This window comes from Spirosoma migulaei, from assembly GCF_054776855.1.
In genome coordinates this window covers 93736-117745 of sequence record NZ_BAAHBG010000040.1, presented here as the reverse complement: position 1 = coordinate 117745, position 24010 = coordinate 93736, and the positions used below count along the sequence as shown (strand labels likewise).

Sequence of the window (24010 nt, the reverse complement as noted above, 5' to 3'; positions counted from 1 at the left end):
TAAGTAAAGAAAATTCAGAACTTAACAACCCTGCCACAGGTACGGTATGTTTGTAGCAAAAGGTTGTCGTGGAGTCCACGACAACCTTTTGCTACAAACATCAAACCGCTATGCGGCCATTATTCATGTTAAATAGACCATTCAACTACGTAATTACCCGAAGCCAATAGTTGATTTTAGGCTGTTTTCGGCGACTGGGCACTTAAATACAGATCAAGGTTTTCCAATCCGGCGGTAAAGCCTTCTTTAAAGCCCATGTCAAGAATTTTCTCCAGGTCAGTGAGCGTGTCGTACGTGATGGCAATATTGACCTGTGTAGAATCTCCTTTCTCCGTAAAGGTATTCTCCCACAAAGATCGGGGCCAATCGGGATTAAGGGTTCCGTTTTCATCACAAAATCCGTCGAGCGCCGAAAAGCTTTTTGAAGATTCAATCTGTTTAAAGTCGGCTTTTGACCAATGCTCTTCCCCTTCCGGACCAATCATTGAATAGAGCCATGAGCCACCCGGCCTGAAATCCATTGATTTTGTTCGGGCCTGCCAGGGTTTGGGAGCCCACCATTGGTCGAGGATTTCAGGTTGGGTCCAGGCTGCCCACACCATTGGGAGTGGAGCACTAAATTCGCGGTCTACCTTGATCTGCTTGCTGTCCTTGTCAACCACAAAGTTCATCAGAATTGCCTTGTTCATTTCTGTTCTGTTTTGAGTTTAACTAATACGTCATCTAATTGGGTAAAGCGTTTTTCAACCAGGTCTCTAAACTGCTGAAGCCAGTTGTCTACGTCCTGCATTTTAGTTGGATTTAGGTGGTAGTAAATCTCCCGGCCCTGCTGTTGCTGATTCAGAAGCTCACACTCCAGCAGGACATGAATATGCTTCGAAATGGCTTGTCGGCTACTGGAAAAATGTTCCGCAATCGCATTGGGCGTCATGGCCTGCACCGCAATCAAGACCAGAATGGCTCGCCGGGTTGGGTCAGCAATCGCCTGAAAAACGTCTCGTTTCATAGAGTTGATCGACCAAATGCAACTAACTGGTTGCAAATATACGAGCAACCAATTAGTTGCGCAAATTTATTTTCACCTCATTCTGTCGAAGTGGCTACAGCTACTGATTAAGGGTATTCACCAGAATATCAGGAATAATTTACGATGCGTCCTACACAACTAAAGTTTTGTCCTACATACCGGTTTAGCCTGTAAAATACTTTTGCATTACCCAAAAGGGGTTAGCAAAACGCATTTTTTAAGGTATGAAAACAAAGGCTAAGTTAATTGCAGCACTAAAGATCTGGATAGCCATCTATCCGTCCATCACGCTATTTCTTCATTTGTTTGGCAAGCTATTATCCGGATTACCATTGTATCAACGAACATTCCTGTTAACCGTTTCATTGGTTCCGTGGGTAGTTTTTGTTGGTGTTCCTAGCGTGGATTTTTTACTCCAATCGGGTTCATTCAAAGCCAGTAAGTAATATGAATGACGATAAAATTTTTGACGTATTACTTATTGGAGGTAGCTATTCGGGGCTGGCAGCAGCTATGGCGTTGGGCAGGGCGTTGAAAAGCGTGCTCATAATTGATAGCGGCAACCCATGTAATTGGCAGACACCCTATTCCCATAACTTTCTTACGCAGGATGGGCAACCACCAAACCAAATTGCAGCGCTTGCCAAACAGCAAGTCCAGCACTATGCTACGGTAACATTCTTTACTGGCCTTGCTACCAACGGAATAAAAACTGACTATGGTTTTGCTATTCAGGTAGCATCGGGAGAAACGTTTCGGGCCAGCAAATTAATTTTTGCATCAGGTATCCAGGACCATACACCTCCTATTGACGGGCTGGCAGCATGTTGGGGTATTACCGTGCTACACTGTCCCTATTGCCATGGTTATGAGGTGCGAAATGAGCCAACAGGCCTACTTGGCAACGGAGAAGACGGCCTTGAACTCGCAACACTTATTTCTAACTGGACAACCAGGTTAACCTTGTTTACCAATGGTAAATCCATGCTAACAGCAGACCAGACAACGAAGCTCCAACAGCATGCTATCAATATCATAGAAAAGGAAATTGAACGCCTGGAGCATACAGATGGGCAGCTTCACAGCCTTGTTTTTAAGGATACTACAAAATTGCCCGTCAAGGCTATATACACCCGCAGTCAGTTTGAGCAACAGTGTAAGATACCGGAATTATTGGGATGCGAATTGACCAACGACGGCTATATCAGGATAGATGCAGCTCAGGAAACGACGATTAGCGGTATTTATGCCTGTGGTGATAATGCAACACGCATACGCACTGTAGCAAATGCAGTAGCCATGGGTACCACAGCCGGAATGGCAGTAAGCAAGAAACTGATTTTTGAAAATTTTTGACGTAAACTCTACTATACGAAAAGACATGAAAATTATTATCGTAGGTGCATCAGGCACCATGGGAAAACACCTGATACATGCATTTGAGAACGAGCACGAAGTAGTAAAAGTTGGGTCAAAAAGTGGGGATATTCAGGCGGATATTACCTCCATAGAATCCATTGAAAAGATGTACAAACAAGTAGGCAGTTTTGATGCATTAGTATGTACCGCTGGACCAACCTACGTGGGGCCCTGGAAAAAAATGACCCATACCGAATTTAGAAAAGGGATCGAAGGAAAACTGATGGGCCAAATAAATCTGGTACTCATCGGGCAGCACGCTATTAATCCAAAAGGTTCATTTACATTGATCAGTGGGGCTTTAACCCAGGAACCGCAACTAAATTTTGCGAATGCGTCGGCAGCGAATGGGGCCGTTGATGCGTTTGTCCGGGCAGCAGCCATTGAACTGGAACATGGAGTTCGTATTAATGCAGTTAGCCCTACCGTCATTGAAGACTCTCCTCAATACTTCCCCTTCTTTCCGGGAGATATTCCCGTATCAATGAAACACCTGGAATATGGCTTTCGTAAAAGTGTGTTTGGTTCAGGTACGGGCCAGGTGATAACCGTACGCTGATTACTACCGTTGGTCAAAAAATAGCCTTTTCTGTCGGATATATCCTGTCAACACGTACCTTTAAGTAGCAGTTTTCCTTCATGTTATCGCGAAAAAGCCATGGAAGCCAAAGACTATGATTTCGAAGAAAAGTGGAAGCAGTTTGAAGAAACGGGAAAAGAGGTATCGGGCACAATTGGAGCCGTGGCAGGCACACTAATCGGTATTTCCGTATTAGGACTAAGTGCTCCTGTTATGTACTTTACCAAGCGAGCGGCTGGCAAGGATGCCACAGATGCCCTACGGGAAACCGGCGCTAAGGTTGTAGAAAAGACCAAATGGATGGGCGAGTTTGGCCGGTTTACGGGCAAAAAATTCGGGCCCAAAATTTTAGGAACCGTGCTATTTGGCGTAACCGGCCTGCTTTCCAGCGAAGAATAGTAGCTTAATAAGCTAACCCACCAGTTCGGTTGGTGCATAGCCATACCGCTTTCTGAATACATAGCCAAAGTGGGAAAGATTCTCAAAACCAACTTCCAGGTATACATCGGACGGCTTTCGCTTTTTTTCCCGGATCTGATAATGAGCCAGTTCCAGTCGCTTCTCCATTAACCATTTTTGGGGTGTGGTCTGGAAAATCTTTTTAAAATCACGTTTAAACGTGGTCAGGCTACGTCCTGTTAAATAGCCGAATTTATCCATCGACATATTGAACATGTAATTCTGCTCCATAAAGTCGACAAGACTTAGCTTACCCGGTTCGTCGAAATTTGCCAGCACATGGTCAATTGAGGGATCAATCGTTCGAAGGTTCGTAATGGCCTCTTCTATTTTTAAGGAAGCAATGGCATCCGGTAACGGTTCGTTCAGTTCAAAATAAGGAATCAGAGAGGCAAGGCAACTTTTTAACAGCGGATGCTGGCCAAATGCGCGAAATTTAGGTGTCTGCATCTGCTTAAGATCCACCTTATTTTTGGTATAGAAATCAGTTAACCGCTTTTTAGTCAGGTGCATAACCGCCGATTGATGCGGCAAGCCGTCTTTGGGGTAATTAATAACCGTAACTAACTGATTACGAGGAAACAATAGACTATCACCCGCCCCAAACCAATATGTCTCATCGCCGTGCACGATCTTGGTTTCTCCCGAAATAAACCAGACCAGCAAATGCTGTTCAAAGAGCACATCTGCCTTATAAAACTTATCGTCGAAACGGGAGAGCTTCAAGTCGGGATGGATATAGTATGCCTGATGACTCATGATTTTGAAATCTGATAATGCTCTTAGTTTGCGTCAAACTCCACTCCTGTCAATTCTTCACTCAACGTCCATAACCGTTTCGCCTGTTCCGCATCAACTGAATACGGTTTTACTCCCCGCAGGGTTGATGGGTCATCGTACTGGTGGTCAATGTTTCCAGTATCCAGTTCGGCTATATCGGCGTCTTCACAATACACACCGCCCAAATTAGCCAATTGTGGGCTGGTTGCACACCAAACGGTTGTCGCGGCTCCCTGAGGTATCGTCTTTAGTTTCCTGGCCACGTCGGGAAATAAATTACCATTGGCATCATGCGTACCCATTTGTTGAAATAAATCCATGGGCGCCACCCGTCCTAAATCAGTCCCATTGACGGATCCCGGATGGAGTGAAAAGGCACGTACGCCAACCTTTTTGCCCCGATGATCTAATTCTACGGCGAATAGGTTGTTGGCCGTTTTAGATTGACCATAGCCTGCCAGCGTATCATAGTCCCGACAGGTAAAGTTAGGATCGTCAAAATTGAACGGGGCGATCTGATGGCCAAACGACGACACACTGATTACCCTGGCGTCAACCGCTTTTTTCAGCGCAGGCCAAAGCCGTGCCGTGAGCTGAAAATGCCCCAAATGATTCGTGGCTAACTGGGATTCATAGCCTCGTGCATCCCGTTGAAGCGGTACCCACATAATCCCCGCATTGTTGACCAGACTATATAGCGGCTTATCGGTACGAAGGAATTTCTCCGCGAACGCATCAATAGTAGCCGGGTCCATCAAATCCATCGGTTCAATCGTTACGTGTGAGATTCCATTGAGGTTTTTAGCTGCCTTGTTCACATCACGTGCAGGTACGATAACGTCAGCTCCCAGGGATGCAAACGTTTTTACGGTTTCCAGGCCTATGCCCGCGTAACCACCGGTTACGATAACTATTCTGCCAGTTAGGTCAATCCCTTTACTAACGTCTGTGGTGGTAGAAGTGGCTGTAAAACCAGAACCAATAGGCTTTTGCAGAGCCCCATTGTAATTGTCTACTTGTGTTCGTTGTTCCATGATTATCTGCGAATTAGCTGGAACAAAGGTAGACGGGGTGGTTTTTGCCGATTTTGTTTTAAGGGCCTATTTTATGTGTTTTAAAGACCACCTTCAAAAAGAGTGATATGCAGTCTCAGCCATGAGCTAAACAGCACATCCAGGACTTTATCCTTACCTTGTCTTGACACTAATCAACTCTATGTCTACGATAGATGACCCTTCCTGCTATGTTCGATACCTCAAATCTCCGTTTTAACCTCGCTGTCCGTCACTTCTGTGCGCTACCGGATACTGCCAGCGCACTCGCTATTACCAGAGCCTTCATGGACGTTCGAGTAGAAATGCACGCCTTGCTCGATTCAGTGGAGGACGAGGCTGTAATACCCCACCAACCAGCAGGCAGGCTTATAGAGCAACTCTATAAGACAGAACTCGTTGCTTACTTACAAGGCGACATTTCGGCCCTTTTTCGACTTCGGGGAAAGGTACGAGAAGCTGCACGGCTCTTGCCGTAAATCAAGACCTACGCTTTCACTTGTCGGTATGTATTGGTGTTGTCGGCGAATCCAGGAGGAGCTTGAATAAACGAAACATGAGATACTATTCTTACAGCATTGTTTTTAAGTATCAATCAGATCCTGAGTGATCCCCGGAACGCCCTGGCGGCATAATAGGAATCGGCACCGTTGTGATACACGAAAACCATGTTGTAGCGAAAATCACAAAAAAGGGCACCACCGAGTTTTCTGATCTCATCTGGTGTAACTATCCAGCTCGATGTTTTCATATCGAAATTTCCAAGTTGTTGCAGCTTCCGATAGTCCTCTTCCGTTAGCAGGTCAATGCCCATCTCGGCAGCCATATCAAGAGCGCTCGTTGCAGGTTTGTTTTCTTTCCTCGCTTCCAGTGCTTTACGGTCGTAACAAACACTTCTGCGGCCCTTGGGGCTTTCGGCAGAGCAGTCATAGAAAATGTATTCACCCGTCTTCGTATCCTGACCAATCACATCCGGTTCGCCCCCCGTTCGTTCCATTTCGTGGAGCGACCAGAGTTTTTCAGCACTAGCCTGCCCAGCGGACAGGCTAGCCTCCAGCTTTGCTTGTACGTCAGCCCAATCAAGGTCTTCGTGACGGTTCCTATATTTCTCAAAACGGGCTTTCAATGTGTTCAATAGTGATTCCCATTGTTCGGCTGACAACTCTTTTTTAGTGCTGCTCATGGTGTTCATTCATTTAAAGTATTTGTGTTAACTATGCTATTTTAAGCTACCTGCAATAGCTTGTAATCGGTTGTGGGCCATATTTAAACCCCTGGGCATACCTAGCTGCATCATTTGGTCTCTGTGTGCAACTGACCTATACACTATGTGCATGTTGAGTTTGCTGGTATGGTCCGTGAGTTGTTCAAATTCCAGGAACTCAAGCTGGGGGCCAAACCGGACTGCCGAAGTGGGCGTATTCTCCATTTCAAATGTCCGCGTGATTTTCTGGTTTGGGCTAAACTCATGAACGACCCCACTAAACCCGTATTTGTTACCACGAGGATCAGTTGTTTCAAATTGGTAACTGCCGTGCTTTTTATTGTCAAGTTTCAGCACTTTCGTTCCCATCCATTGCTCAACAATCTCAGGATCTGTATAGGCTTTAAAAAGTAACGCTACTGGCAAATCAAATTCTCTTGTAATTAGTAATTCCTGCTTACCCTCTTCGGCATTGAGTTTTGTTTTTTGTTCCATAGTAGTCTATTGCCCCGATTTATACGTCTTCATGATCGATTCTAATTTGTTGAATCGATCATCCCACAGTTGTCGGAATGACTCAATAAATTCAGCGACTTCCTTCATTTTTTTTGCATTGATGTGATAGTAAATTTCTCTGCCGTTTTGTTTTTGTTCGAGCAATTCGCACTCGGTTAGTATTTGAATGTGCTTTGAAATTGTTTGCCGTGATGAGTCGAAATTATCGGCAATGGCTCCTGGCGTTAATGCCTGCACCGCAAGCAGGGTTAGAATGGCCCTTCTGGTAGGGTCAGCAATTGCCTGGAATACATCTCTACGTGATTTCATTGTGCAGCTATTTGACTGCAAATATACGCGCAGTCAGTTAACTGCACAAATTTTTGGGTACTTAGTTTGATAAGAGCGCTGCCGATGGCCCGGCATGGTAGTCAGATAAAACGGATGAGTTAGGTTCCCGGTAGTTAAAAATTCGGGTTACCCTACTTCTAGCAGTAATCCAATTGACACCTAGTACGTTATGACCTACCTTCCGCGTATTGGCACACGCTTACTGCCACTTAGCCTGGTTCTACTGTCCAATCTCTTAACCCAGATAGCGGTTGCTCAATCAGCTCAGTTGCGCACGCACATCATTCACCCGTTGAAACTGGAGCAGGTACGCGTCAACGACTTGTTCTGGAGCCCCAAACTAAAGGTCTGGGATTCGAAAACGGTGTACGATGTGTTAGACAAACTGGAGGGCCGTTACGAACCCGACCTCCCGGATTTGATCAAGGAGAAAGCGAAGTTGGGTCGTACGCGAAACGCCTTTCTGAACTTCGATCTGGTAGCGCAGGGAAAGAAAAATACGGGTAGTCACGATGGGCCACCCTGGTACGATGGGCTGGTATACGAAACCATTCGCGGAGCCGCAGATTTACTGGTTGAATACCCCGATCCGAAACTGGAGCAGAAACTTGACGGCTACATCGACCGTATTGCCGCAGCTCAGGCCGCTGATCCGGATGGCTACCTGAACACCTACACAACCCTGGAAAAACCTACGCAGCGATGGGGCACTAACGGTGGGGATGATAAATGGCAGCACGATGTCTATAACGCCGGTATGCTCATTGAAGCCGCCGTGCATTATTACAAAGCGACGCATAAGACCAAACTGCTTGATGTAGCAACCAAATTCAGCAACTACATGTACCGGGAAATGGGCCCTTTCCCAAAAAAGAATGTCATTCCCGGACATGGCGGGCCGGAAGAAGCCATTCTGAAACTCTACTGGCTGTTTAAAGATGAACCGGCCCTGAAAGCGAAGATGAGTGTACCCGTAAACGAGAATCAGTACTACCAACTGGCAACGTTCTGGATTGAAAACCGGGGCAATCATGGTGATAAAGACGGTCGGTATGCCCGCAAGAGTGACGAGTCGTACAATCAGGATCACATGTCTGTCTTTCAGCAGCGGACTATAGAGGGTCATGCCGTGCGGGCGACCTTACTGGCCACCGGCATAGCGGCTACGGCGCTGGAAAATAACGACCCTCGCTACGTGGAAACAGCCAATGCTTATTGGGATAATATGATTGGTAAACGGATGTTCATTACGGGGGGCGAAGGGGCCATTGCCGATGGCGAACGATTCGGGGCTAACTTTTTTATGCCCGAATCGGCTTATCTGGAATCCTGTGCCGCTATTGGCTCGGCATTTTTCAGCCAGCGTATGAATGAACTGGAAGCCGACGGCAAGTACATCGACGAACTGGAACGGGTCTTATACAACAACCTGCTATCCAGCATTTCGCTCCAGGGCGATCATTACTTCTACGAGAATCCGCTGGTGGCAACCGACCACAAACGCTGGGCCTGGCATGGTTGTCCGTGTTGCCCGCCTATGCTGCTGAAAATGGTATCGGCCCTACCAGGTTTTATTTACGCCTACGACAAGGATGCCGCCTATGTGAACCTGTTTATTGGGAGTCAGGCCGATCTTACCGTTGCGGGAACTAACGTCAACCTAAAGCAGGTGACTCATTACCCCTGGAAAGGTGAGTCCGTGATTGTGGTAAATCCGGCAGCTACGAAAGCCTTTAGAGTAAAGGTGCGCATACCCGGCTGGGCACACAGTCAGGAGAACCCATTTAATTTATATACATCCGCCGTTCGGGAAGCGGTGGTGCTGAAGGTGAACGGGAAATCGGTGGCCACGCAGCCTCAGGACGGGTACGTGTCCATTCATCGAACCTGGAAAAAAGGCGACCGTATTGAACTGAACCTGCCGATGCAGCCCCGGATTGTATCCCCCAGCGATTCGATTCAGACCATCAAAGGCAAGGTAGCACTGGCCTCCGGCCCAATGGTATATGGCCTGGAAGGCATCGATAACCCCAGCCTGAATGAGCTCACACTACCCGTCAACACCCCCCTGACGCTAACCTACCAAACGGCCCTGCTAAACGGTGTCAACGTGATTACGGGGCAGGGGCAGGATAAAAACGGAAAGGCGATAAACTTCAGCGCCGTTCCGTTTTACACCTTCGGTAACCGGGGAGTTTACCCATATAAAGTCTGGGTGCCAAAATAAACTATCAGGCTTCTATCACGCTGATAATCAGCAGTAACAGGAGCAATAGAATTCATTTTGGCCAATACCAGCTCAAACGAATCATACCCCCAACCCGCTGAAGGGTAGGGCTGTTTAGTGCTAGCGTCTTTACCCCCCGGCCCCCTAAAGGGGGAGCACTCCAAAGTGGATTTTCTCCCCCTTTAGGGGGCCGGGGGGGGTAAAGGCAAGACAACAAAAGGAGCTGATTAAGTAAAGAAAATTGAGCACTAAACAACCCTGCCCTTTTCGGAAGATTGGGGGTATACACAACGTCGATAGTAAAATAGTCCTAATACGGCTGTCGTAAATTACGTTACAGCGCCGAAATAATACGGGCGTATATATTGTTGGTTATGTTGCTATCATAGCCATTGCTCGCATCATTCGTCACATTAACATTGATGCTGGTTGTGCTGCCGGAGTTCGCATTGGTTCGGGTAATGCTGAAGCCCAGATTTGCCATCCCTCCTGCCCCTATTAACTGACCAGCTTTCAATACCAGGGAGATTTGTCGATTATCAATGGTGCTCGTTACTGTCCAGTTGGCATTGCTTACCGTTACCGGATTACTTGTACCACCCGATACGTTGATACTTGTGATAGACGGCGCAAACGCGAGTGTATACCCTAGCGGAGCCGTGACGGTAATGGATACACTGGCTGGCGATGTAGGATGTCCGTTGACTTCAAAGAGGCTCACCACAAAATTGCCCACGCTACCTGATGCCGAAAAGCTGGCCTGGGGTAGCACTAAAGAAGGCGTTAGATCGGGGGTTGTTGGCGTATAAATGATTTTATAGAGCGCACTGGCATCCCGGCTCAGATAATAGAGGTTCCCATCCAGTCCCGTCGAAATAGCAAGGGAATTTCCGGGTAGGCTGGTGGCAAACGATGATCTGGTAGCGGGGTTTACCGACAGGTTTATGTTGTTTATCCAGGAGCCACAAAGATCCTGAAAGAAATATTTACCAATAAAACTGGAAGGATAGTTCGTTGTCGTGGGATTAAAGAATGTTCCACCTGTAATTGCGCATCCATTTCCATCGCCCGTAGGCGTATGCGGATAGCTATACACTGGATTGGTAAAAGCGACATTATTGCTTGTTCCTTCGGCAGTTGGCCAGCCAAAATTCAACCCACCCGTTGTGGCATCATTGATTTCTTCCCACGTACTCTGCCCAACATCATTGACAAAAATCCGGCCGGTTCCGGGCTGAATGGCAATTGTATAAGGGTTGCGTAATCCATAGGCCCATACGCGTTTACGCTGTTCCGTCCCACTCGGAAAGGGGTTATCGGCGGGCGCGCTTCCATCGGCGTTAATACGAAGTATCTTCCCTAAATGGGTATCCAGGTTCTGTGCATTAGGTCCGTTGGCGTTTTCACCAACACCCACGTAAAGCTTGCCATCAGGCCCGAAAACCATAGCGCCACCATTGTGATTGGTTGCACTACTCAACGGGTCTAAATCCAGAATCTCAACTTCGCTATTGGCTAACACAACATCGCCATTTGCCGTATACCGACTAATTCGGTTGTGGGCTGGCGTACCTGGCACCGTGTGGTACAGATAAATATAGTGGTTTGTTGAGAAGGCCGGATCTAATACGACACCGATAAGGCCCCGTTCACCGTTGTCATCTACCGTCAGGTGTACAAACGGAGTAGGCAGTAAGGCCCCGTTTTTAATAACCCGTAAATCGCCACTTTGTAAGGTTACAAAGATGCGCCCGTCTGGAGCAAACACCATGGCTGTAGGACCGCTGAGACCATTAGTTACCTGCACCTGCGTAAAACTGGCCGGATACGTTTGCGCTTGTGAAGCTCCAGCCGAAATGAGTAAACTACCCAAAGCGAGGAGCAACAAATTGCCCGTGCCGACAGCAGATTTGGGCATAAAGTACTTTACCGTATGTCCAATCAATTTGTAAAAAGTTGTCATAAAACGTCGGTATCAAGTAAATGAATCTTTAAAGTATATCGGTAAACTATACCTTTTCTCTAATGTTTGTAGATATGTAATTTCGTAGATAAAATATATTTATAAAAATAAATATGATACTTAATTAGAGTCTCGTAGTAAGTGTCGCTAAAGCCACCAAAATTTGATTGATCAATAGAAAAACCCTATAAAAAAAGTAGCCCAACCTAAGGCTGGGCTACTCGTAGAAATACGTATGGGAATTGAAAATTCTACACTGGTTCTGTTCTCGTAAGGCTACTTATCTTCTTTCAGGGTCGATAGGAAGCTAACGACATCCCGAATTTCCCGCTTTGTGAGTAGGTACTTCATTTCGGGCATACTCGACGGGGAGTTCGTGCGTTTGGCAATCTGGTCTTTTCGAACAGCAATATCAGGTTGATCACCCACTTTTACCGACACCTCTGTAGGCGTTTCACCCTGTAAAATACCGCTAACGGTTTTTCCATTTTTGAGCTTCAGGTTAACGGTTCCAAATCCGGGTGCCAAGCGGGCACTTGGATTAATCAGGGCTTCCAGGAGCTGTTCGCGCGTGAGTCGGCTGGCTACACCGTTCAGACGCGGGCCCGCATTGCCGCCCAGGTCATCATACGAGTGGCACCGAATACACTGAGCCGTTTGGTGGCGGAAGAAAATACGCCGACCCAGATCTGGCTCCCCACCCAGCAAGCTCCCTTTATACGAAGCCGCCAGCGCATCGGGCGATAGTTTGGCTGTAATGGCTTTATACCGAGCTGTCAATTGAGGAGAATGACTACTCTCAACGGCTTCTTCTAATTCCAGTTGCAATTCGGGCGACAGTGTACCTGCCGACAATTTTGTCAACAGTTGGTCGAATGCCTTCTGCGAACTGGCTGCAGGAAGTTTGCCCAGTGTGAGTAGGGCGGCCTGTTTTTCTTCGGTTGTGCGGGTGTTGATCACCTCCGTCAGCAGCGTCACCATCCTATCCTTCGGCATACTCGACTTAGCCAGCAAATCCAATCCGGCCACCCGTACACTTTTATCACTGTCGGCCATAGCTGTTTCAATGGCTTTGCTAACCTGTTTATCGTTCATTGAAGCCAGTGCCCGCAAGGCAGCTACCCGAACAACGGCTTCTTTATCAGTCGTTAACCGGCTAAATAAGGCCTCTGACGCTTCCGTCAAGTCCAATTTGGCAATGGCTTTGATAGCACTTAGCCGTAAGGCAAGTTCCTGATGGGTTAATAGCTTAGTGTACAAATCAGCCGTTTTAGCTTTAACCACGGCAGGGTCCCGCTCGATCACACCCCGGTAACGTCCGTCTACCCGATCCAATACCGATGGTTTCGCCCAGGTACTCAGCGCTTCCAGTGCTTCGGCCCGCATCGCCAGCGGACTACCTTCTTTCTTAGCATAATCAATCAGCGTTTGCATGGCTTCAGGCGTACCCACCCGCAAATTTGCGTTGATAGACCGTCGAAGTAAGGCTTCGTTGGTGAAGGCCGTCGTTTGCAGCACCTTACCCAACGCTGGTAATGCGTCTGGAATAGACAGGTCATCATTGATACCCCGAGCGGCTTCTGTCACGATAAACTCATCTTTATCAGCCAGAAAAGCGGCAATACCCGGATCGCTCATGCGACGGAGAGCCACCACAGCCGCAATCCGTACCGCCCGCGACGAGCTGCTGGCCAACGCCACAACGGGTGCTGCTTTACCGATACGAGCCAGCGCCAGACTACCTGCATGACGAATGTAAACGTCCTCATCATTGTTGGCTTCCAGCAGTTGAATAATAGGCTGAATGGCAGGCTCATACGCAATACGACCCAGGGCTTCGGCAGCAAAGAAGCGTGCCCGTGCGTTCGCATCTTTCAGTAACGGAATCAGAGCTGCCCCTGCTTCTTTATACCGAATATCACCCAACCATTTAGCGGCCTGCGCGCGGATTTCAGGGTCGGCATCCTGAAGCAACGGCATTAGTAACTGGCCGTATTGTTTATCCTTACGAGCCAGTTGGCTGATCCCCCAAATGCCATGCACACGGGCCAGCTGATTATCAGTTTGCTTAGTAGCTGCGGTAAAAATAGCTACGCCTTTGTCGCCCCGCTTCGCTAACTCAAACTGTGCTTTCTGCCGAACACGCATATCCGGATTTTTCAGTAACTCCCCTAAATCGGTTTCGGAACGAGGGCCAAATTTCTCGGCCAGCAAGGCTTTGGTACGTTGCCGATCAGCCGAATTAGCGCCCGCTTTATCGTCCAGTTTCCAGATACGACCATAGTCTTTGGCATCCCAGCCATTGATCCAGTCGGCTACATACAAAGCACCATCGGGACCAAAGTCGATACCGGTAGCCAGCACGTTTCCGAGCACCTTTTTCTGCTCACCCAGTTCAAATGAAGCTCCTTTTGGCTTTAACTTAAACGCGTGAATACCCGATTTGGCAGGATTCCCCACGAATTCGGCAATGAAAAACGTGTTCTTGTACGCCGGGCTCAGAGCCGTTCCCGGATTGTAGCGCATACCCGCCGGGCCACTCACGAAATTGGCTAAGGTCGGCGTGATATAAGCTGCCTGACCGGCAAAGCGAGGTTTGTACATCTGCTCGTCCATCCACACTTTGTAGGTGTTGTTGTTCGGGTCGCGGTATTTGCCGTACTGCCAGTTGCTGCGCCAGCCCGTATCGGATCCATTGACGATGTAAACCAGCCGTTCTTTCTCGCCCGGATGGTCGCCGTCATTGTCCTCACTGATCAGGTTTCCGTATTCGTCAAAAACGAACTCGTGGGTATTTCGGACGCCATAGGCAAAAACCTCAAAATCACTACCGTCCGGGTTTGATCGCACAACAACACCGCTGTTGGGGTGTTCCCACTTCTTACCATCTGGTCCTTTGCCATTAAAGCCAATATCACCGATTTGCCAGTAGATTTTGCCATCGGGGCCCATTTCGATCCCCGACATACCGTGACCACCAAAGCCAATATGAACACCGTAGCCATGCGAAATAGACGTTTTTGTTTCGGCGATACCGTCACCATCTTTATCCTGCATGCGCCAGAGGTCAGGTGCAACGGCTACGTATAAATCATCGCCATTCGTCATAACGCCACCCGCTACGTCGGTCACTTCGTCGTGAAAATCATCGACCACCAACTGCGATAAATCAGCAACGCCATCGCCAGACGTATCTTCAATCCGGTAGACATTCTCCTTTTCGACCGTCATGTCACGCCAATCGTGAGAGCCATCACCGTTCAGGTCTTTCAGCCATTCATTTTTCTTGCTGTTTTCGGGCGATAGTACCCGGTGCAGGAATGCTCGTTTATCTTCAATGCTTTGTAATCGGTTCGATTCGATTTCCCAATCCTGGTGGCCCCGGATGTCGAACTCCGAGTTCTTCTGCCGATTTGTCCGGGTGTAATACAGCCTGCCGTTATCATCAATATCAATGGCAATTGGGTCGGCCACCAGCGAATCCACGCCCCACAGGCTCAGGGTAAGTCCTTCGGCAAGTTCAGGCGTTACGGTGGCCTCAATGGCTTTCGCTAACTGCGCAGCTTTTTCGGGAACCATCCGCTTGATCCGGCGGTCTATCGGATCTTTCTCGTTCTGATAGCCTACTAAGCAAAGCATGGGAGCCAGCGCGCAGAGCCAGACAATCTTATTTCTTTTCAATACACTCACCTTACCTTTTTTCATTCTATAGCTAGTTAACCCGTAGTATCGCAAGCAATCAACGGGTCGGATTGGGATTAGTACACACTACAAAGATTCTCACTAATTGGCGGTAGTAAAAGGTTTTTTTTGGCTGGCGCTACTTAATGCAACGAATATGTTTTCTCCCCTACCCTATTTAACGAACCCAGCCCCCTCCAGTAACCATTCCACTTATTGACGGAAGGCCAGCGGCTATCCTGGTAATGGGTGATAAATGTCACAGACTGTCAATACCATGGAGAATAGCTTTACATCAGCATACGAAAAACGAAGCCAATGATACATCTATTGAAATCCATATTCGGCAGTGCCGATACCAGCAACATTGAGGAAGTACTCGCAAAGGGAGCTATTATTATTGACGTCCGCTCGGCAGGTGAGTTTGCCTCGGGTCACGCCAAAGGGGCTGTTAACATTCCCCTCGATCAGTTAGAGTCAAAGCTTTACAAGATCAAAAGCTACCAAAAACCACTCGTACTTTGCTGTGCTTCGGGCATGCGAAGTGCCCGAGCCAAATCGTTTCTGGCAGATCAGGGAATAGCCGATCTGTACGATGCCGGTAGCTGGCGAAATTTGAAGTAAACAATTTCAGGTACTTATCATCAACAAAAAATGCGGACTGGATTAGCCCGCATTTTTTGTTGATCGTTTCTGTGATGAAACATCCTCTAGTCATACTCTTTAAGGACTACCCGAATCGTAGGTTGTACGCTTACCTGCGACCGGACTGAATGACTGATCAGGCAGGCCTTTTCTGCTTTTAGTAGTACGCGATCCGCTTTTTCCACGTCGCCTTCATCAATTAATAGCAATTTCGGGAACAGCTTAATTTCCGATATCATCAGCGTATTGTCTACAGTTTCCAGTTTACCAACGGCCCGGCAATCGAAATCATCGAAGTCAAGCTTAGCGTTTTCGGCAATAGCCAGAAAGGTTGTCATGAAACAACTCGAAACTGAAGCTACCAGCAAGTGCTCCGGCGACCAGACACCGGGCATTCCCTTCGGAAATTCAGGGGGTGTAGCCACATCAATATTTTCGTTTAAAACGGGAGAGCTTAACTGCCCCAAACGGGCATATTGCCAGCCCAGATTGACTTCATGATAGTGGGTTTCCATACTATCCAGTCGTGAAGATGACTATTGATAACTAGTTACTACAGGAGGGTTGTTGGACAAACGTAATCCGTAAGCGGGAGTTTACCCGTTTGCTTGATGGCGGCAAAACCACCCGCTACATTGATCAGATTGGCGAATCCACGCGCTTTTAGGATAGATAGAGCAACCATAGAGCGATACCCACCCGCGCAATGCACATAGTATGTTTTGGTGCGGTCGATATGCGCCATGTTTTCGTTGATGAAGTCGAGCGGCAAATTCTCTACGCCTACGATATGCTCCGAATCGTACTCACTCTTCCGCCGGACATCCAATACTGGCAAGTTGGGATTCCGATTGAAAAGGGTAGCAAAGGTTTCGGCCGTTATCGACGGAATTGTATCGACCTCCCGGCCATCGACCTCCCGGCCATCGGCCTGCCAGGCCGTAAACCCACCGGTCAAATAGCCAATGCAATTATCATAACCAACGCGTGCTAACCGCAACACGGCCTCTTCCTCTTTACCTTCGGGAGCTACAAGCAGTATAGGCTGGTTTAAATCAGGAATCAACGTGCCGACCCAACCCGCGAACTGCCCTTCCAGACCAATATTTATCGCACTGGGAATGAAGCCTTTGGCAAAGTTCTGTGCGTCCCGAACGTCCAGAATCAGGGCATCCACTTCATTGGCTGCGGCTTCAAAAGCAGCGGGCGATAATGCCTGCGTTCCCTGTTGGATTACCTCATCAATAGCGCTATACCCCAGTTTGTTCTTCACCGCATTTTTAGGGAAATACTGCGGAGGAGGCACAAGCCCGGTGGTTACTTCGTTAATAAAGGCCTCTTTGCTTTGCGCGCGTAAGGCATAATTAAACCGCTTTTGATTACCCAGCGTGTCGGACGTTTCCTTACTCATATTCTTGCCGCAGGCCGATCCAGCCCCATGACCGGGGTAAACAATCACATCGTCGGGCAGGGTCATGATTTTGGTATGCAGACTATCGTAAAGATACCCGGCCAGGTCTTCGCGCGAAAGGTCAGTTTTAATGGCCAGGTCAGGTCGGCCAACATCGCCAATGAACAGGGTATCGCCCGTGAAGATGGCCGTTTCTTTACCCGCTTCATCGAGTAGTAAAAATGACGACGACTCCATGGTGTGACCGGGCGTGTGTAGCACCCTGATTTTAACTTTTCCTACCGAAAACTCCTCACCGTCTTTGGCAACATACGCTTCATAACCCGGTTGAGCTGTAGGGCCAAAAACGATTGTTGCTCCGGTTTTTGCCGCCAGGTCCAGGTGGCCTGATACAAAATCGGCGTGGAAGTGGGTTTCAAAAACGTATTTGATGGTTGCTCCATCTTCCTTCGCCCGATCCGTGTAGGGTTTGGTTTCACGAAGCGGATCAATAATGGCAGCCTCCCCTTCCGATTCAATGTAATAGGCTGCCTCAGCCAGACATCCGGTATAAATCTGCTCGATTTTCATGACTTTCCCCTTGTTAAATTGGTAAGTCAAAATTGGAAATCTGGCCGGGGTTCTTCAGTGATATTTGTTACAAACCAGACGTGATTATTATCAGGTTAATGCGGTAATTTTTTCCATACATACCCATACACCCAGGTACCGGCAATGGCACTCAGCAGGGTAACGAGTACCACAACGTATCCACTGCCGATCTGGGCAAACAAAGGTCCAGGACAGGCACCCGTGATCGCCCAGCCCAGGCCAAACAGCAATCCACCGTAGATTTGCCCCCGATTGAATGGTTTAGGATGAAACTCAATTGGTTCGCCTGATAAAGTTTTGATTTTAAACCGTTTGATTAACCAGACGGAGATCATGCCAACCACCACGGCCGATCCAATAACACCGTACATGTGGAAACTTTGCAGCCGGAACATCTCCTGAATCCGAAACCACGAAATGATTTCGGCCTTCACAAACACAATGCCGAACAGAATACCGACAATCAGGTATTTACTAGTAGCCAGGCCCGTTTCCGGCTTCTTCATGTCGTTGGGCGCATCGCACGCCACCACATCGGGGAATTCATCTACTTGCATAGCCCACTCGGTTAAACTAATTTCATCAGATAAGGAAGAATCAACTGGGTCATGGCAAAACCGCCAATCATAAAGCAACAGGTTGCCACGAGCGACGGCCACTGCAGGTTCGACAAGCCCATGATGGAATGGCCTGAGGTGCATCCTCCCGCCCAGCGAGTACCGAAACCCACCAGAAACCCACCGACCACAAAGAAAAAGAAGCCTTTCAGGGTAAACAGGTTCTCTACGCTGAATAAATCGGCAGGCATCAGGCCCGAAAAATCATGAATACCCAAAGCCTGTAAATCCGCAACGGTGGCTGGTGCAAGCTGAATTGGATCAGGGTTGTATAAGAACTGAGTGGCCAGAAATCCACCAATGAGTATACCAGCAACGAAAATCAGGTTCCATATCTCGTTTTTCCAGTTGTAATGAAAGAACGGAAGATTAGCGGGCAGGCAGGCGGCACATATATGCCGTAGTGATGAGGAGATACCAAATGACTTATTGCCGATCAATAATAAGGTGGGAACGGTAAGCCCAATCAGTGGTCCAGCCACATACCAGGGCCAGGGTTTTCGGATGAGGTCAATAAACTCCATGCAATTGAATTATACGTGCTAGCTAAGTGATATACGTAGTTGGGCTACGCAAGATTCCATCAAACACAAGCCATTTCATTGCGCTTACTAGCTAGTGAATCCGTTTATTTTTTCGACCTGTTGGTTCGAATCCCAAAAGGCAAATAAAGTGGGCATGTACTTACCAGGCTTGTCAGGATAAATACACCCGCCAGAACCAGACTGACAATACCCCAAACGCCTGTTAGGACACTAGTTGCGTATAAGCCAATGAGGACACTAGCAATAACGATTCGGAGTGTCCGATCAATAGAACCCATGTTCTTTTTCATGATGTTGGTTTTTCTGACGAAGGAACCGCTTTCTTTTGCTGGATTCAGTGATTTTTATCACATAGCACTACGATTCTGAGACAAGTACGAAATGGTTAGAGCAGCGTCTCTTTAAGAATGATATATACACCCATCACTAGCACAAAGTACCCGAAGGCTTTCTTCAGTTTGCGACTGGACACAAAGCGAGCCAGATAAGACCCAACAAAAATTCCAACCACAGAAAGCGCCGTGAATTCGAGTAGAAATGGCCAATCGACAGCCATGTTTGACAGGTCGCCAAGAAAACCGGTTAGTGATTTCACCGCAATAATCAGCAGGGAGGTACCCACCGCTGTTTTCATGGGCAAGCGGGCCAGTAGCACCAGGGCTGGTATGATTAAAAAGCCACCGCCAGCCCCTACTAGTCCGGTGAGGGCACCTACGAACATACCTTCCAGAGCAATCAATGGCAGATTGAATTGAATCGGACCATCAGGCTTGTTGACTTCCGCTTTTTTATCCCGAATCATACTCACCGAGGCTGCCAGCATAATCAGGGCGAAGAACACCATGATGGCCACGTTTTTGCTCAGTGTAAACGTATCTGTCGAAAAAACAGGGTCGGGGATAAGGGTCACCAGATACTTACGGGTCACATAAACGGTGAGCAGCGAAGGAATGGAAAAAACAATAGCCGCTTTGTAATTGATCTGGTGTTGCCGCATGTAATTGACTGACCCAACCAGCGAGGTCATGCCCACAACAAATAGGGAATAAGCCGTAGACAGCATGGGATTAATGCCCAACAAATAGACGAGTACGGGCAGCGTCAGAATACTACCCCCTCCGCCAATCAAACCCAGACTGACCCCGATTATAATGGATGCAGAAAAGCCCGCTACTTGCAGTGAAGTCATACACGCTTACTTTTTTAAGCGAAATACGTTCTTCCCGTTTTGCTCTTCCGTGACAATTGTTACACAGAAAATTAATTCCTAATTAGCCCAACATTGTTATTTTATTCCGCATCAGTTGAATTTGCCCATCCTTTTCCAACTGCTTTAACAAACGGGAAATTACCTCTCGGGAGGTGGCCAGTTCCTGCGCAATCTCTTCGTGGGTAATGTTCAGCACGGTACACTGGCAACTGGCTACTTTTTTTTGAAGGTACGTGAGCAGGCGCTCATCCAGTTTATGGAAAATCACCTCGTCGATCGTCTCCAGTAGGTTATCAAACCGCTTTTGATAAGTTTGAAACACAAACTGTTTCCAGGTCGAGTACTGGCATAACCAGGTATCCACCTTATCTACGGGCACCGCAATCAATTCGGTTTCCTCGTCAACAACAGCCGTAATTTCACTGCGCTTGTTGCCCAGGCAACAGGTCAGCGACATAGCACAGGCATCCAGCCCGCCCAGGTAATAGAGTAATGCCTCACGCCCTTCCTGATCAGGGCGCATAATTTTGACCGATCCCCGAATAATTATGGGTACCGAACGAATGTACTCACCCGGCCGAATCAGATAAGCGCCAACGGGTACAAGCTTGTGCTGCCCAACTTCGGTCAGTTCCTGAAGAAGCGCGTACTCAAATCGACTACCAAGTGCTTGCTGTAAATAATCGACTGTCAGTTTCATGGTTTATACGATGGGTCCGCTACTGGATTATTCCAGCAACATAAAATGGGCCACGCAAAGTTGCGGAGACAGAGGTCAAAACGTCGGGATGAGCATGGGAACCCGTTGCCGGTACTGTATATACTGACTCCCAAATTCCCGAATCAGCTTTTGTTCCTCAAAGTGAATTCCGATCCGCAGATAAGCGAACGCCAGTAAATCAAACAGGAGATGCTTCCAGTTAGGCTGGTAAATAAGCAGGCCAATCAGGATCAGAAGTATTCCCAGATAGAGCGGGTGGCGGACAAGGCGTAGCAGTCCATCTTGCCGAAATGATCCGTCTGCTGCCGAACTGGCCAGCCAATAAATTCGGCAAGATCATACTGTTTAAACGACAACAACCCAATGAGCACACCTGCGCTAATCAGGAGCCCACCCACCCAAAGCGAGCCATCCCAATTAGTAAAAAGCGGATCAATCGGGGCTGCCCGAAGCGTGAATAAAACAGGCAAAAATGTAGTCAGAGAAAAACCAGTATACGCCAGTCGGTAATAGGATTTGGGGAGCCCAATTATCGTTATTACCCAATGTTTGAACCACAAGCTTGCCGTAACACTATGGAGTGTGCCAAACAAAATCCAGCTGATTGCCAGTAAACCGTAACCCATGCTCAGAAAAGCGATGTGGCAATCCGGTTTACCTATGGCAGCCCCTAACCAGTCTGTTATAGCAGTTTAATCCCTGCCTCTTTAAGCTTTATAAACAACTGCTGCAATAACTGGCTCTTTATGCCAGCTTCACTATAAATACTTTGTATCCATATCAGTATTTTCAGCTCGACACTATCACCACCTATGGCATTGACAAGGATCTCTGGCTGCTGATTTTGCAACACGCCTTCCAACTGGATTGCGCTTTCTTTGATTAGGGTATTGATGGCTATAAGGTCTGTTTCAATACCCACTTTAATCGTCAATTCTGTTTTTATGTAGGTATCTCTGGATGTCCAGTTCACCAGTCGGTTCGACAATAAGTCTCCATTCGGAATAATCACTTCCGATCCCTGCGCCGTTATCATCCGGCTCGAACGGATGCCAATGTCGTTAATTCGCCCTTTTTTATCAGCAAGCTCTACGTAATCGCCAATACGGAACGGTTTCTCAAAAATGAGGATGATCCCTGATACAAAGTTGCTCACAATGTTTTGCATGCCTAAGCCAATTCCCACGCTAAGTGCCCCCAATACTACCGTCAGTTTATCGATCGAAATTCCTGAAGCTGCCACGGCCAGCAAGACGCCCGCCACAACTATCAGCAGGCGTACCAAGGCCAATACGGAACTCATTTGATCGACCTGCCGGTCTACGCCCGGCAACCGATTCTCGCCAAATAGCAGTCCTATATTTTTCTGTAGCAGGCTGGCCAGGTAAATAATCACCGAAAACGACAGAACATTGCCCAGTGTGAAGCTGATACTACCAAATGAGCGCGGGCGGGTGAGCAGTTGATACAGTAGACCGAATACGCCATCCGCAATGCCCAGATTTATAAAAAACACCAACAACCAGAGGGCAATGGCCACAAAAGCCAGCCCTTCTTTAAAGGAACGACGGATGTGGTTAACATTTACTCTGGAAAAAATACCTTTCGAGCAGGCGCTTATCTTTATTTGTAGTTCCAGGGCTTCCAGCACGATTTCTATAAAAACGCCCAGACCTGTGATCTGCACCAGACCAATAACAGCGGTAATCCCGAATGTTTTAGCCAGGCTGATTCGCCCAAAAATATTCAATACAATGGCCAGCCCCTGTAGCAGTAAATAAAGCTTACTAATTGGTCTGACAATGCGGGTGCTCAGGCGTTTCTGTTGTAATCGGCGGGAAAAGAGTAGGCCCAGGTACAAAAAACCGGCATTCAGTACAATAAGCCAGAGCCGCATAAATAGCGAATCACTCACCAGCGTGCTCGTTATAATCAGCAAAATGTAAAGAACTATGTTCAGTACCCACATCCATACATCATGCCTGGAAAGCCGATTCCATAAATGAACGGTGAGCACCAGTAACAGGACAAACTGAGTAATTTCGATGTATAATGATGGCGATTCGGGCTCAAACAGCGGGACTAAGTTCAGCAGCAGAATCAATGAAGCCACAATAGGCACGGGTCGTAGGTTTTCTAAATGAAGATCTCCTATCTCCTGACGTAGCTCAGGCTTACGTGCCTTTTTGAGGTTGGTAAATACCCAGAAAAAGAATAGGCCCACCACAAGAAGCAACAGAAGACGACTGTCCCAATTCGACGTAAAGAAGTATTTGAGTATTTTATCCTGCCCCTGATAATTCGAGGTAAAGATGGCCTGCAATCGGCCAATAGTAAGCGGTGCAGGCGCATCCCACAGATAAGGTGCCTCTTTTTGAAAAGCGCCTTCCGTTGACTTTTGCAACCGCTCATTAATGGTTGCCTGTAGATTACTGATGGTTAAATACGTGCCCGACACATCGGCCAGTAACCGACTTACCGTATCCAGTTGGGCACTGGTGCGCGTGCCCGCATCCTGAAGCTGTAACCTAAGGTCACCTAACTGATCGGCATAGAATTTTTTCTCGGTCGTATCCGTACTCACGACCGTTAGCAAGGAGTCTGTACTTAAGGCAAGTACCTGATCCATCCGACTTTGCAGATCGTTGTTGGATCTGGAAAGTAGGGTTCGCCAGTTCGTTAGTTTTTCCAGCGCATCATTCAGAATCAGGCCGTAATTGGCGAGGTTTTTCGAATCAATTGTTTTCCGATTCGTACGCAAATCTGCCGCAACGGGGGCTACGTTGCTTTTTACGGTGGCCAGCCCGCTACGGATGCGGGCAATGCCATACCCTTTTTTGTTAGCCGCTTTGATCTCGGTAATAACCGATTGTGCTTTCTGAATTTTGAATAATAAGGTATCTGGAATGGTCTGACCAGAAGACGTCGTTTTGGTTTTTGTTGTATCCTGTGCGCCTGCTGGCACTGCTACCGTAATCAACCACAGGCTTAGTATAACTAGTCTGAAAAGCATGTATGCGTACACGAGCAGG

The 24010-nt window shown here is 47.7% G+C and carries 25 protein-coding genes; 7 read left to right on the top strand and 18 right to left on the bottom strand.

Annotated elements, in window-relative coordinates; all coding sequences use genetic code 11:
- Positions 1 to 176: 176 nt before the first annotated feature.
- Together ACYVGO_RS36110 and ACYVGO_RS36105 are read right to left on the bottom strand one after the other, a co-directional pair.
- Positions 177 to 689, bottom strand: a complete 513-nt coding sequence (locus tag ACYVGO_RS36110; RefSeq protein WP_460973530.1) for an SRPBCC family protein — start codon at positions 687 to 689, stop codon at positions 177 to 179.
- Complete coding sequence (locus ACYVGO_RS36105) at positions 686 to 1006, bottom strand: ArsR/SmtB family transcription factor (RefSeq protein ID WP_460973528.1); 321 nt, start codon at positions 1004 to 1006, stop codon at positions 686 to 688. Before ACYVGO_RS36105 ends, ACYVGO_RS36110 begins: the two co-directional genes overlap by 4 nt.
- Before the next feature lie 245 nt (positions 1007 to 1251).
- Between ACYVGO_RS36105 and ACYVGO_RS36100 the strand changes: the two genes are divergently transcribed.
- The 4 genes from ACYVGO_RS36100 to ACYVGO_RS36085 all read left to right on the top strand — a co-directional run bounded on the left by ACYVGO_RS36100 (position 1252) and on the right by ACYVGO_RS36085 (position 3425).
- On the top strand, positions 1252 to 1473 hold the full coding sequence (locus ACYVGO_RS36100) for a hypothetical protein (protein ID WP_142774304.1): 222 nt from the start codon (positions 1252 to 1254) through the stop codon (positions 1471 to 1473).
- A gap of 1 nt (position 1474) precedes the next feature.
- Entirely contained in the window at positions 1475 to 2383 is a 909-nt protein-coding gene (locus ACYVGO_RS36095) for an NAD(P)/FAD-dependent oxidoreductase (RefSeq protein ID WP_460973525.1), read from the top strand.
- 25 nt (positions 2384 to 2408) lie between these two features.
- Positions 2409 to 3005, top strand: coding sequence for a short chain dehydrogenase (locus tag ACYVGO_RS36090; RefSeq protein ID WP_460973523.1), 597 nt, complete (start codon positions 2409 to 2411; stop codon positions 3003 to 3005).
- A gap of 99 nt (positions 3006 to 3104) precedes the next feature.
- Positions 3105 to 3425 carry a hypothetical protein gene (locus ACYVGO_RS36085; protein WP_142774307.1) on the top strand — a complete coding sequence of 107 codons (321 nt, stop codon included), beginning with the start codon at positions 3105 to 3107 and terminating at the stop codon, positions 3423 to 3425.
- Positions 3426 to 3437: 12 nt separating this feature from the next.
- Here ACYVGO_RS36085 and ACYVGO_RS36080 read toward each other — a convergent pair whose 3' ends face one another.
- A complete protein-coding gene (locus ACYVGO_RS36080) occupies positions 3438 to 4244 on the bottom strand; it encodes a helix-turn-helix domain-containing protein (RefSeq protein WP_460973521.1) in 807 nt (268 codons plus the stop codon).
- A 23-nt stretch (positions 4245 to 4267) separates the two neighbouring features.
- A complete protein-coding gene (locus ACYVGO_RS36075) occupies positions 4268 to 5299 on the bottom strand; it encodes an SDR family NAD(P)-dependent oxidoreductase (protein ID WP_460973519.1) in 1032 nt (343 codons plus the stop codon).
- A 209-nt stretch (positions 5300 to 5508) separates the two neighbouring features.
- Here ACYVGO_RS36075 and ACYVGO_RS36070 point away from each other — a divergent pair, with 209 nt between their 5' ends.
- Positions 5509 to 5796 carry a hypothetical protein gene (locus tag ACYVGO_RS36070; protein WP_460973517.1) on the top strand — a complete coding sequence of 96 codons (288 nt, stop codon included), beginning with the start codon at positions 5509 to 5511 and terminating at the stop codon, positions 5794 to 5796.
- A gap of 116 nt (positions 5797 to 5912) precedes the next feature.
- Here the strand turns inward: ACYVGO_RS36070 and ACYVGO_RS36065 are convergent, their stop codons facing one another.
- From ACYVGO_RS36065 to ACYVGO_RS36055, 3 genes are read right to left on the bottom strand one after another with little or no spacing between them, the layout of a single operon-like run.
- Positions 5913 to 6500 carry a DUF4256 domain-containing protein gene (locus ACYVGO_RS36065; protein ID WP_460973515.1) on the bottom strand — a complete coding sequence of 196 codons (588 nt, stop codon included), beginning with the start codon at positions 6498 to 6500 and terminating at the stop codon, positions 5913 to 5915.
- A gap of 36 nt (positions 6501 to 6536) precedes the next feature.
- Positions 6537 to 7016: an SRPBCC domain-containing protein gene (locus ACYVGO_RS36060; protein ID WP_460973514.1), complete on the bottom strand. Its 480-nt coding sequence runs from the start codon at positions 7014 to 7016 to the stop codon at positions 6537 to 6539.
- A gap of 6 nt (positions 7017 to 7022) precedes the next feature.
- Complete coding sequence (locus ACYVGO_RS36055) at positions 7023 to 7346, bottom strand: ArsR/SmtB family transcription factor (RefSeq protein ID WP_460973513.1); 324 nt, start codon at positions 7344 to 7346, stop codon at positions 7023 to 7025.
- Positions 7347 to 7536: 190 nt separating this feature from the next.
- On the opposite strand from ACYVGO_RS36055, the gene ACYVGO_RS36050 reads away from it, so the two are divergent.
- Positions 7537 to 9594, top strand: a complete 2058-nt coding sequence (locus ACYVGO_RS36050; RefSeq protein ID WP_460973512.1) for a glycoside hydrolase family 127 protein — start codon at positions 7537 to 7539, stop codon at positions 9592 to 9594.
- Between the two features lie 334 nt (positions 9595 to 9928).
- Here the strand turns inward: ACYVGO_RS36050 and ACYVGO_RS36045 are convergent, their stop codons facing one another.
- Together ACYVGO_RS36045 and ACYVGO_RS36040 are read right to left on the bottom strand one after the other, a co-directional pair.
- Positions 9929 to 11557 carry a PQQ-dependent sugar dehydrogenase gene (locus ACYVGO_RS36045; protein ID WP_460973511.1) on the bottom strand — a complete coding sequence of 543 codons (1629 nt, stop codon included), beginning with the start codon at positions 11555 to 11557 and terminating at the stop codon, positions 9929 to 9931.
- Positions 11558 to 11833: 276 nt separating this feature from the next.
- Positions 11834 to 15262, bottom strand: a complete 3429-nt coding sequence (locus ACYVGO_RS36040) for a HEAT repeat domain-containing protein (RefSeq protein WP_460973510.1) — start codon at positions 15260 to 15262, stop codon at positions 11834 to 11836.
- Positions 15263 to 15556: 294 nt separating this feature from the next.
- Between ACYVGO_RS36040 and ACYVGO_RS36035 the strand changes: the two genes are divergently transcribed.
- The gene (locus tag ACYVGO_RS36035; protein WP_460973509.1) at positions 15557 to 15862 is read left to right on the top strand and encodes a rhodanese-like domain-containing protein; all 306 of its coding nucleotides are present in this window, start codon (positions 15557 to 15559) and stop codon (positions 15860 to 15862) included.
- Positions 15863 to 15948: 86 nt separating this feature from the next.
- On the opposite strand, the gene ACYVGO_RS36030 is transcribed toward ACYVGO_RS36035, so the two are convergent.
- The 9 genes from ACYVGO_RS36030 to ACYVGO_RS35990 form a co-directional block, all read right to left on the bottom strand.
- Complete coding sequence (locus tag ACYVGO_RS36030) at positions 15949 to 16398, bottom strand: OsmC family protein (RefSeq protein ID WP_460973508.1); 450 nt, start codon at positions 16396 to 16398, stop codon at positions 15949 to 15951.
- Positions 16399 to 16436: 38 nt separating this feature from the next.
- Positions 16437 to 17864 (bottom strand): MBL fold metallo-hydrolase, encoded by a 1428-nt coding sequence (locus tag ACYVGO_RS36025; RefSeq protein WP_460973507.1) that lies wholly within the window; start codon positions 17862 to 17864, stop codon positions 16437 to 16439.
- 95 nt (positions 17865 to 17959) lie between these two features.
- Positions 17960 to 18442, bottom strand: coding sequence for a YeeE/YedE family protein (locus tag ACYVGO_RS36020; RefSeq protein ID WP_460973506.1), 483 nt, complete (start codon positions 18440 to 18442; stop codon positions 17960 to 17962).
- A gap of 11 nt (positions 18443 to 18453) precedes the next feature.
- Positions 18454 to 19026: a YeeE/YedE family protein gene (locus ACYVGO_RS36015; protein WP_460973505.1), complete on the bottom strand. Its 573-nt coding sequence runs from the start codon at positions 19024 to 19026 to the stop codon at positions 18454 to 18456.
- 104 nt (positions 19027 to 19130) lie between these two features.
- Positions 19131 to 19337 (bottom strand): YgaP family membrane protein, encoded by a 207-nt coding sequence (locus tag ACYVGO_RS36010; RefSeq protein ID WP_142774319.1) that lies wholly within the window; start codon positions 19335 to 19337, stop codon positions 19131 to 19133.
- A 95-nt stretch (positions 19338 to 19432) separates the two neighbouring features.
- Complete coding sequence (locus ACYVGO_RS36005; protein ID WP_460973504.1) at positions 19433 to 20236, bottom strand: sulfite exporter TauE/SafE family protein; 804 nt, start codon at positions 20234 to 20236, stop codon at positions 19433 to 19435.
- Positions 20237 to 20318: 82 nt separating this feature from the next.
- Positions 20319 to 20957, bottom strand: a complete 639-nt coding sequence (locus ACYVGO_RS36000) for a Crp/Fnr family transcriptional regulator (protein WP_142774321.1) — start codon at positions 20955 to 20957, stop codon at positions 20319 to 20321.
- 251 nt (positions 20958 to 21208) lie between these two features.
- The gene (locus tag ACYVGO_RS35995) at positions 21209 to 21604 is read right to left on the bottom strand and encodes a hypothetical protein (RefSeq protein ID WP_460973503.1); all 396 of its coding nucleotides are present in this window, start codon (positions 21602 to 21604) and stop codon (positions 21209 to 21211) included.
- Positions 21605 to 21660: 56 nt separating this feature from the next.
- Positions 21661 to 23991, bottom strand: a complete 2331-nt coding sequence (locus ACYVGO_RS35990) for a mechanosensitive ion channel family protein (RefSeq protein ID WP_460973502.1) — start codon at positions 23989 to 23991, stop codon at positions 21661 to 21663.
- Positions 23992 to 24010: the final 19 nt, after the last annotated feature.

Bases quoted from the DNA above. Each gene is read 5' to 3' on its own strand.
- ACYVGO_RS36110 (WP_460973530.1), bottom strand. From the start codon at position 689: ATGAACAAGGCAATTCTGATGAACTTTGTGGTTGACAAGGACAGCAAG.
- ACYVGO_RS36105 (WP_460973528.1), bottom strand. From the start codon at position 1,006: ATGAAACGAGACGTTTTTCAGGCGATTGCTGACCCAACCCGGCGAGCC.
- ACYVGO_RS36100 (WP_142774304.1), top strand. From the start codon at position 1,252: ATGAAAACAAAGGCTAAGTTAATTGCAGCACTAAAGATCTGGATAGCC.
- ACYVGO_RS36095 (WP_460973525.1), top strand. From the start codon at position 1,475: ATGAATGACGATAAAATTTTTGACGTATTACTTATTGGAGGTAGCTAT.
- ACYVGO_RS36090 (WP_460973523.1), top strand. From the start codon at position 2,409: ATGAAAATTATTATCGTAGGTGCATCAGGCACCATGGGAAAACACCTG.
- ACYVGO_RS36085 (WP_142774307.1), top strand. From the start codon at position 3,105: ATGGAAGCCAAAGACTATGATTTCGAAGAAAAGTGGAAGCAGTTTGAA.
- ACYVGO_RS36080 (WP_460973521.1), bottom strand. From the start codon at position 4,244: ATGAGTCATCAGGCATACTATATCCATCCCGACTTGAAGCTCTCCCGT.
- ACYVGO_RS36075 (WP_460973519.1), bottom strand. From the start codon at position 5,299: ATGGAACAACGAACACAAGTAGACAATTACAATGGGGCTCTGCAAAAG.
- ACYVGO_RS36070 (WP_460973517.1), top strand. From the start codon at position 5,509: ATGTTCGATACCTCAAATCTCCGTTTTAACCTCGCTGTCCGTCACTTC.
- ACYVGO_RS36065 (WP_460973515.1), bottom strand. From the start codon at position 6,500: ATGAGCAGCACTAAAAAAGAGTTGTCAGCCGAACAATGGGAATCACTA.
- ACYVGO_RS36060 (WP_460973514.1), bottom strand. From the start codon at position 7,016: ATGGAACAAAAAACAAAACTCAATGCCGAAGAGGGTAAGCAGGAATTA.
- ACYVGO_RS36055 (WP_460973513.1), bottom strand. From the start codon at position 7,346: ATGAAATCACGTAGAGATGTATTCCAGGCAATTGCTGACCCTACCAGA.
- ACYVGO_RS36050 (WP_460973512.1), top strand. From the start codon at position 7,537: ATGACCTACCTTCCGCGTATTGGCACACGCTTACTGCCACTTAGCCTG.
- ACYVGO_RS36045 (WP_460973511.1), bottom strand. From the start codon at position 11,557: ATGACAACTTTTTACAAATTGATTGGACATACGGTAAAGTACTTTATG.
- ACYVGO_RS36040 (WP_460973510.1), bottom strand. From the start codon at position 15,262: ATGAAAAAAGGTAAGGTGAGTGTATTGAAAAGAAATAAGATTGTCTGG.
- ACYVGO_RS36035 (WP_460973509.1), top strand. From the start codon at position 15,557: ATGATACATCTATTGAAATCCATATTCGGCAGTGCCGATACCAGCAAC.
- ACYVGO_RS36030 (WP_460973508.1), bottom strand. From the start codon at position 16,398: ATGGAAACCCACTATCATGAAGTCAATCTGGGCTGGCAATATGCCCGT.
- ACYVGO_RS36025 (WP_460973507.1), bottom strand. From the start codon at position 17,864: ATGAAAATCGAGCAGATTTATACCGGATGTCTGGCTGAGGCAGCCTAT.
- ACYVGO_RS36020 (WP_460973506.1), bottom strand. From the start codon at position 18,442: ATGCAAGTAGATGAATTCCCCGATGTGGTGGCGTGCGATGCGCCCAAC.
- ACYVGO_RS36015 (WP_460973505.1), bottom strand. From the start codon at position 19,026: ATGGAGTTTATTGACCTCATCCGAAAACCCTGGCCCTGGTATGTGGCT.
- ACYVGO_RS36010 (WP_142774319.1), bottom strand. From the start codon at position 19,337: ATGAAAAAGAACATGGGTTCTATTGATCGGACACTCCGAATCGTTATT.
- ACYVGO_RS36005 (WP_460973504.1), bottom strand. From the start codon at position 20,236: ATGACTTCACTGCAAGTAGCGGGCTTTTCTGCATCCATTATAATCGGG.
- ACYVGO_RS36000 (WP_142774321.1), bottom strand. From the start codon at position 20,957: ATGAAACTGACAGTCGATTATTTACAGCAAGCACTTGGTAGTCGATTT.
- ACYVGO_RS35995 (WP_460973503.1), bottom strand. From the start codon at position 21,604: ATGGGTTACGGTTTACTGGCAATCAGCTGGATTTTGTTTGGCACACTC.
- ACYVGO_RS35990 (WP_460973502.1), bottom strand. From the start codon at position 23,991: ATGCTTTTCAGACTAGTTATACTAAGCCTGTGGTTGATTACGGTAGCA.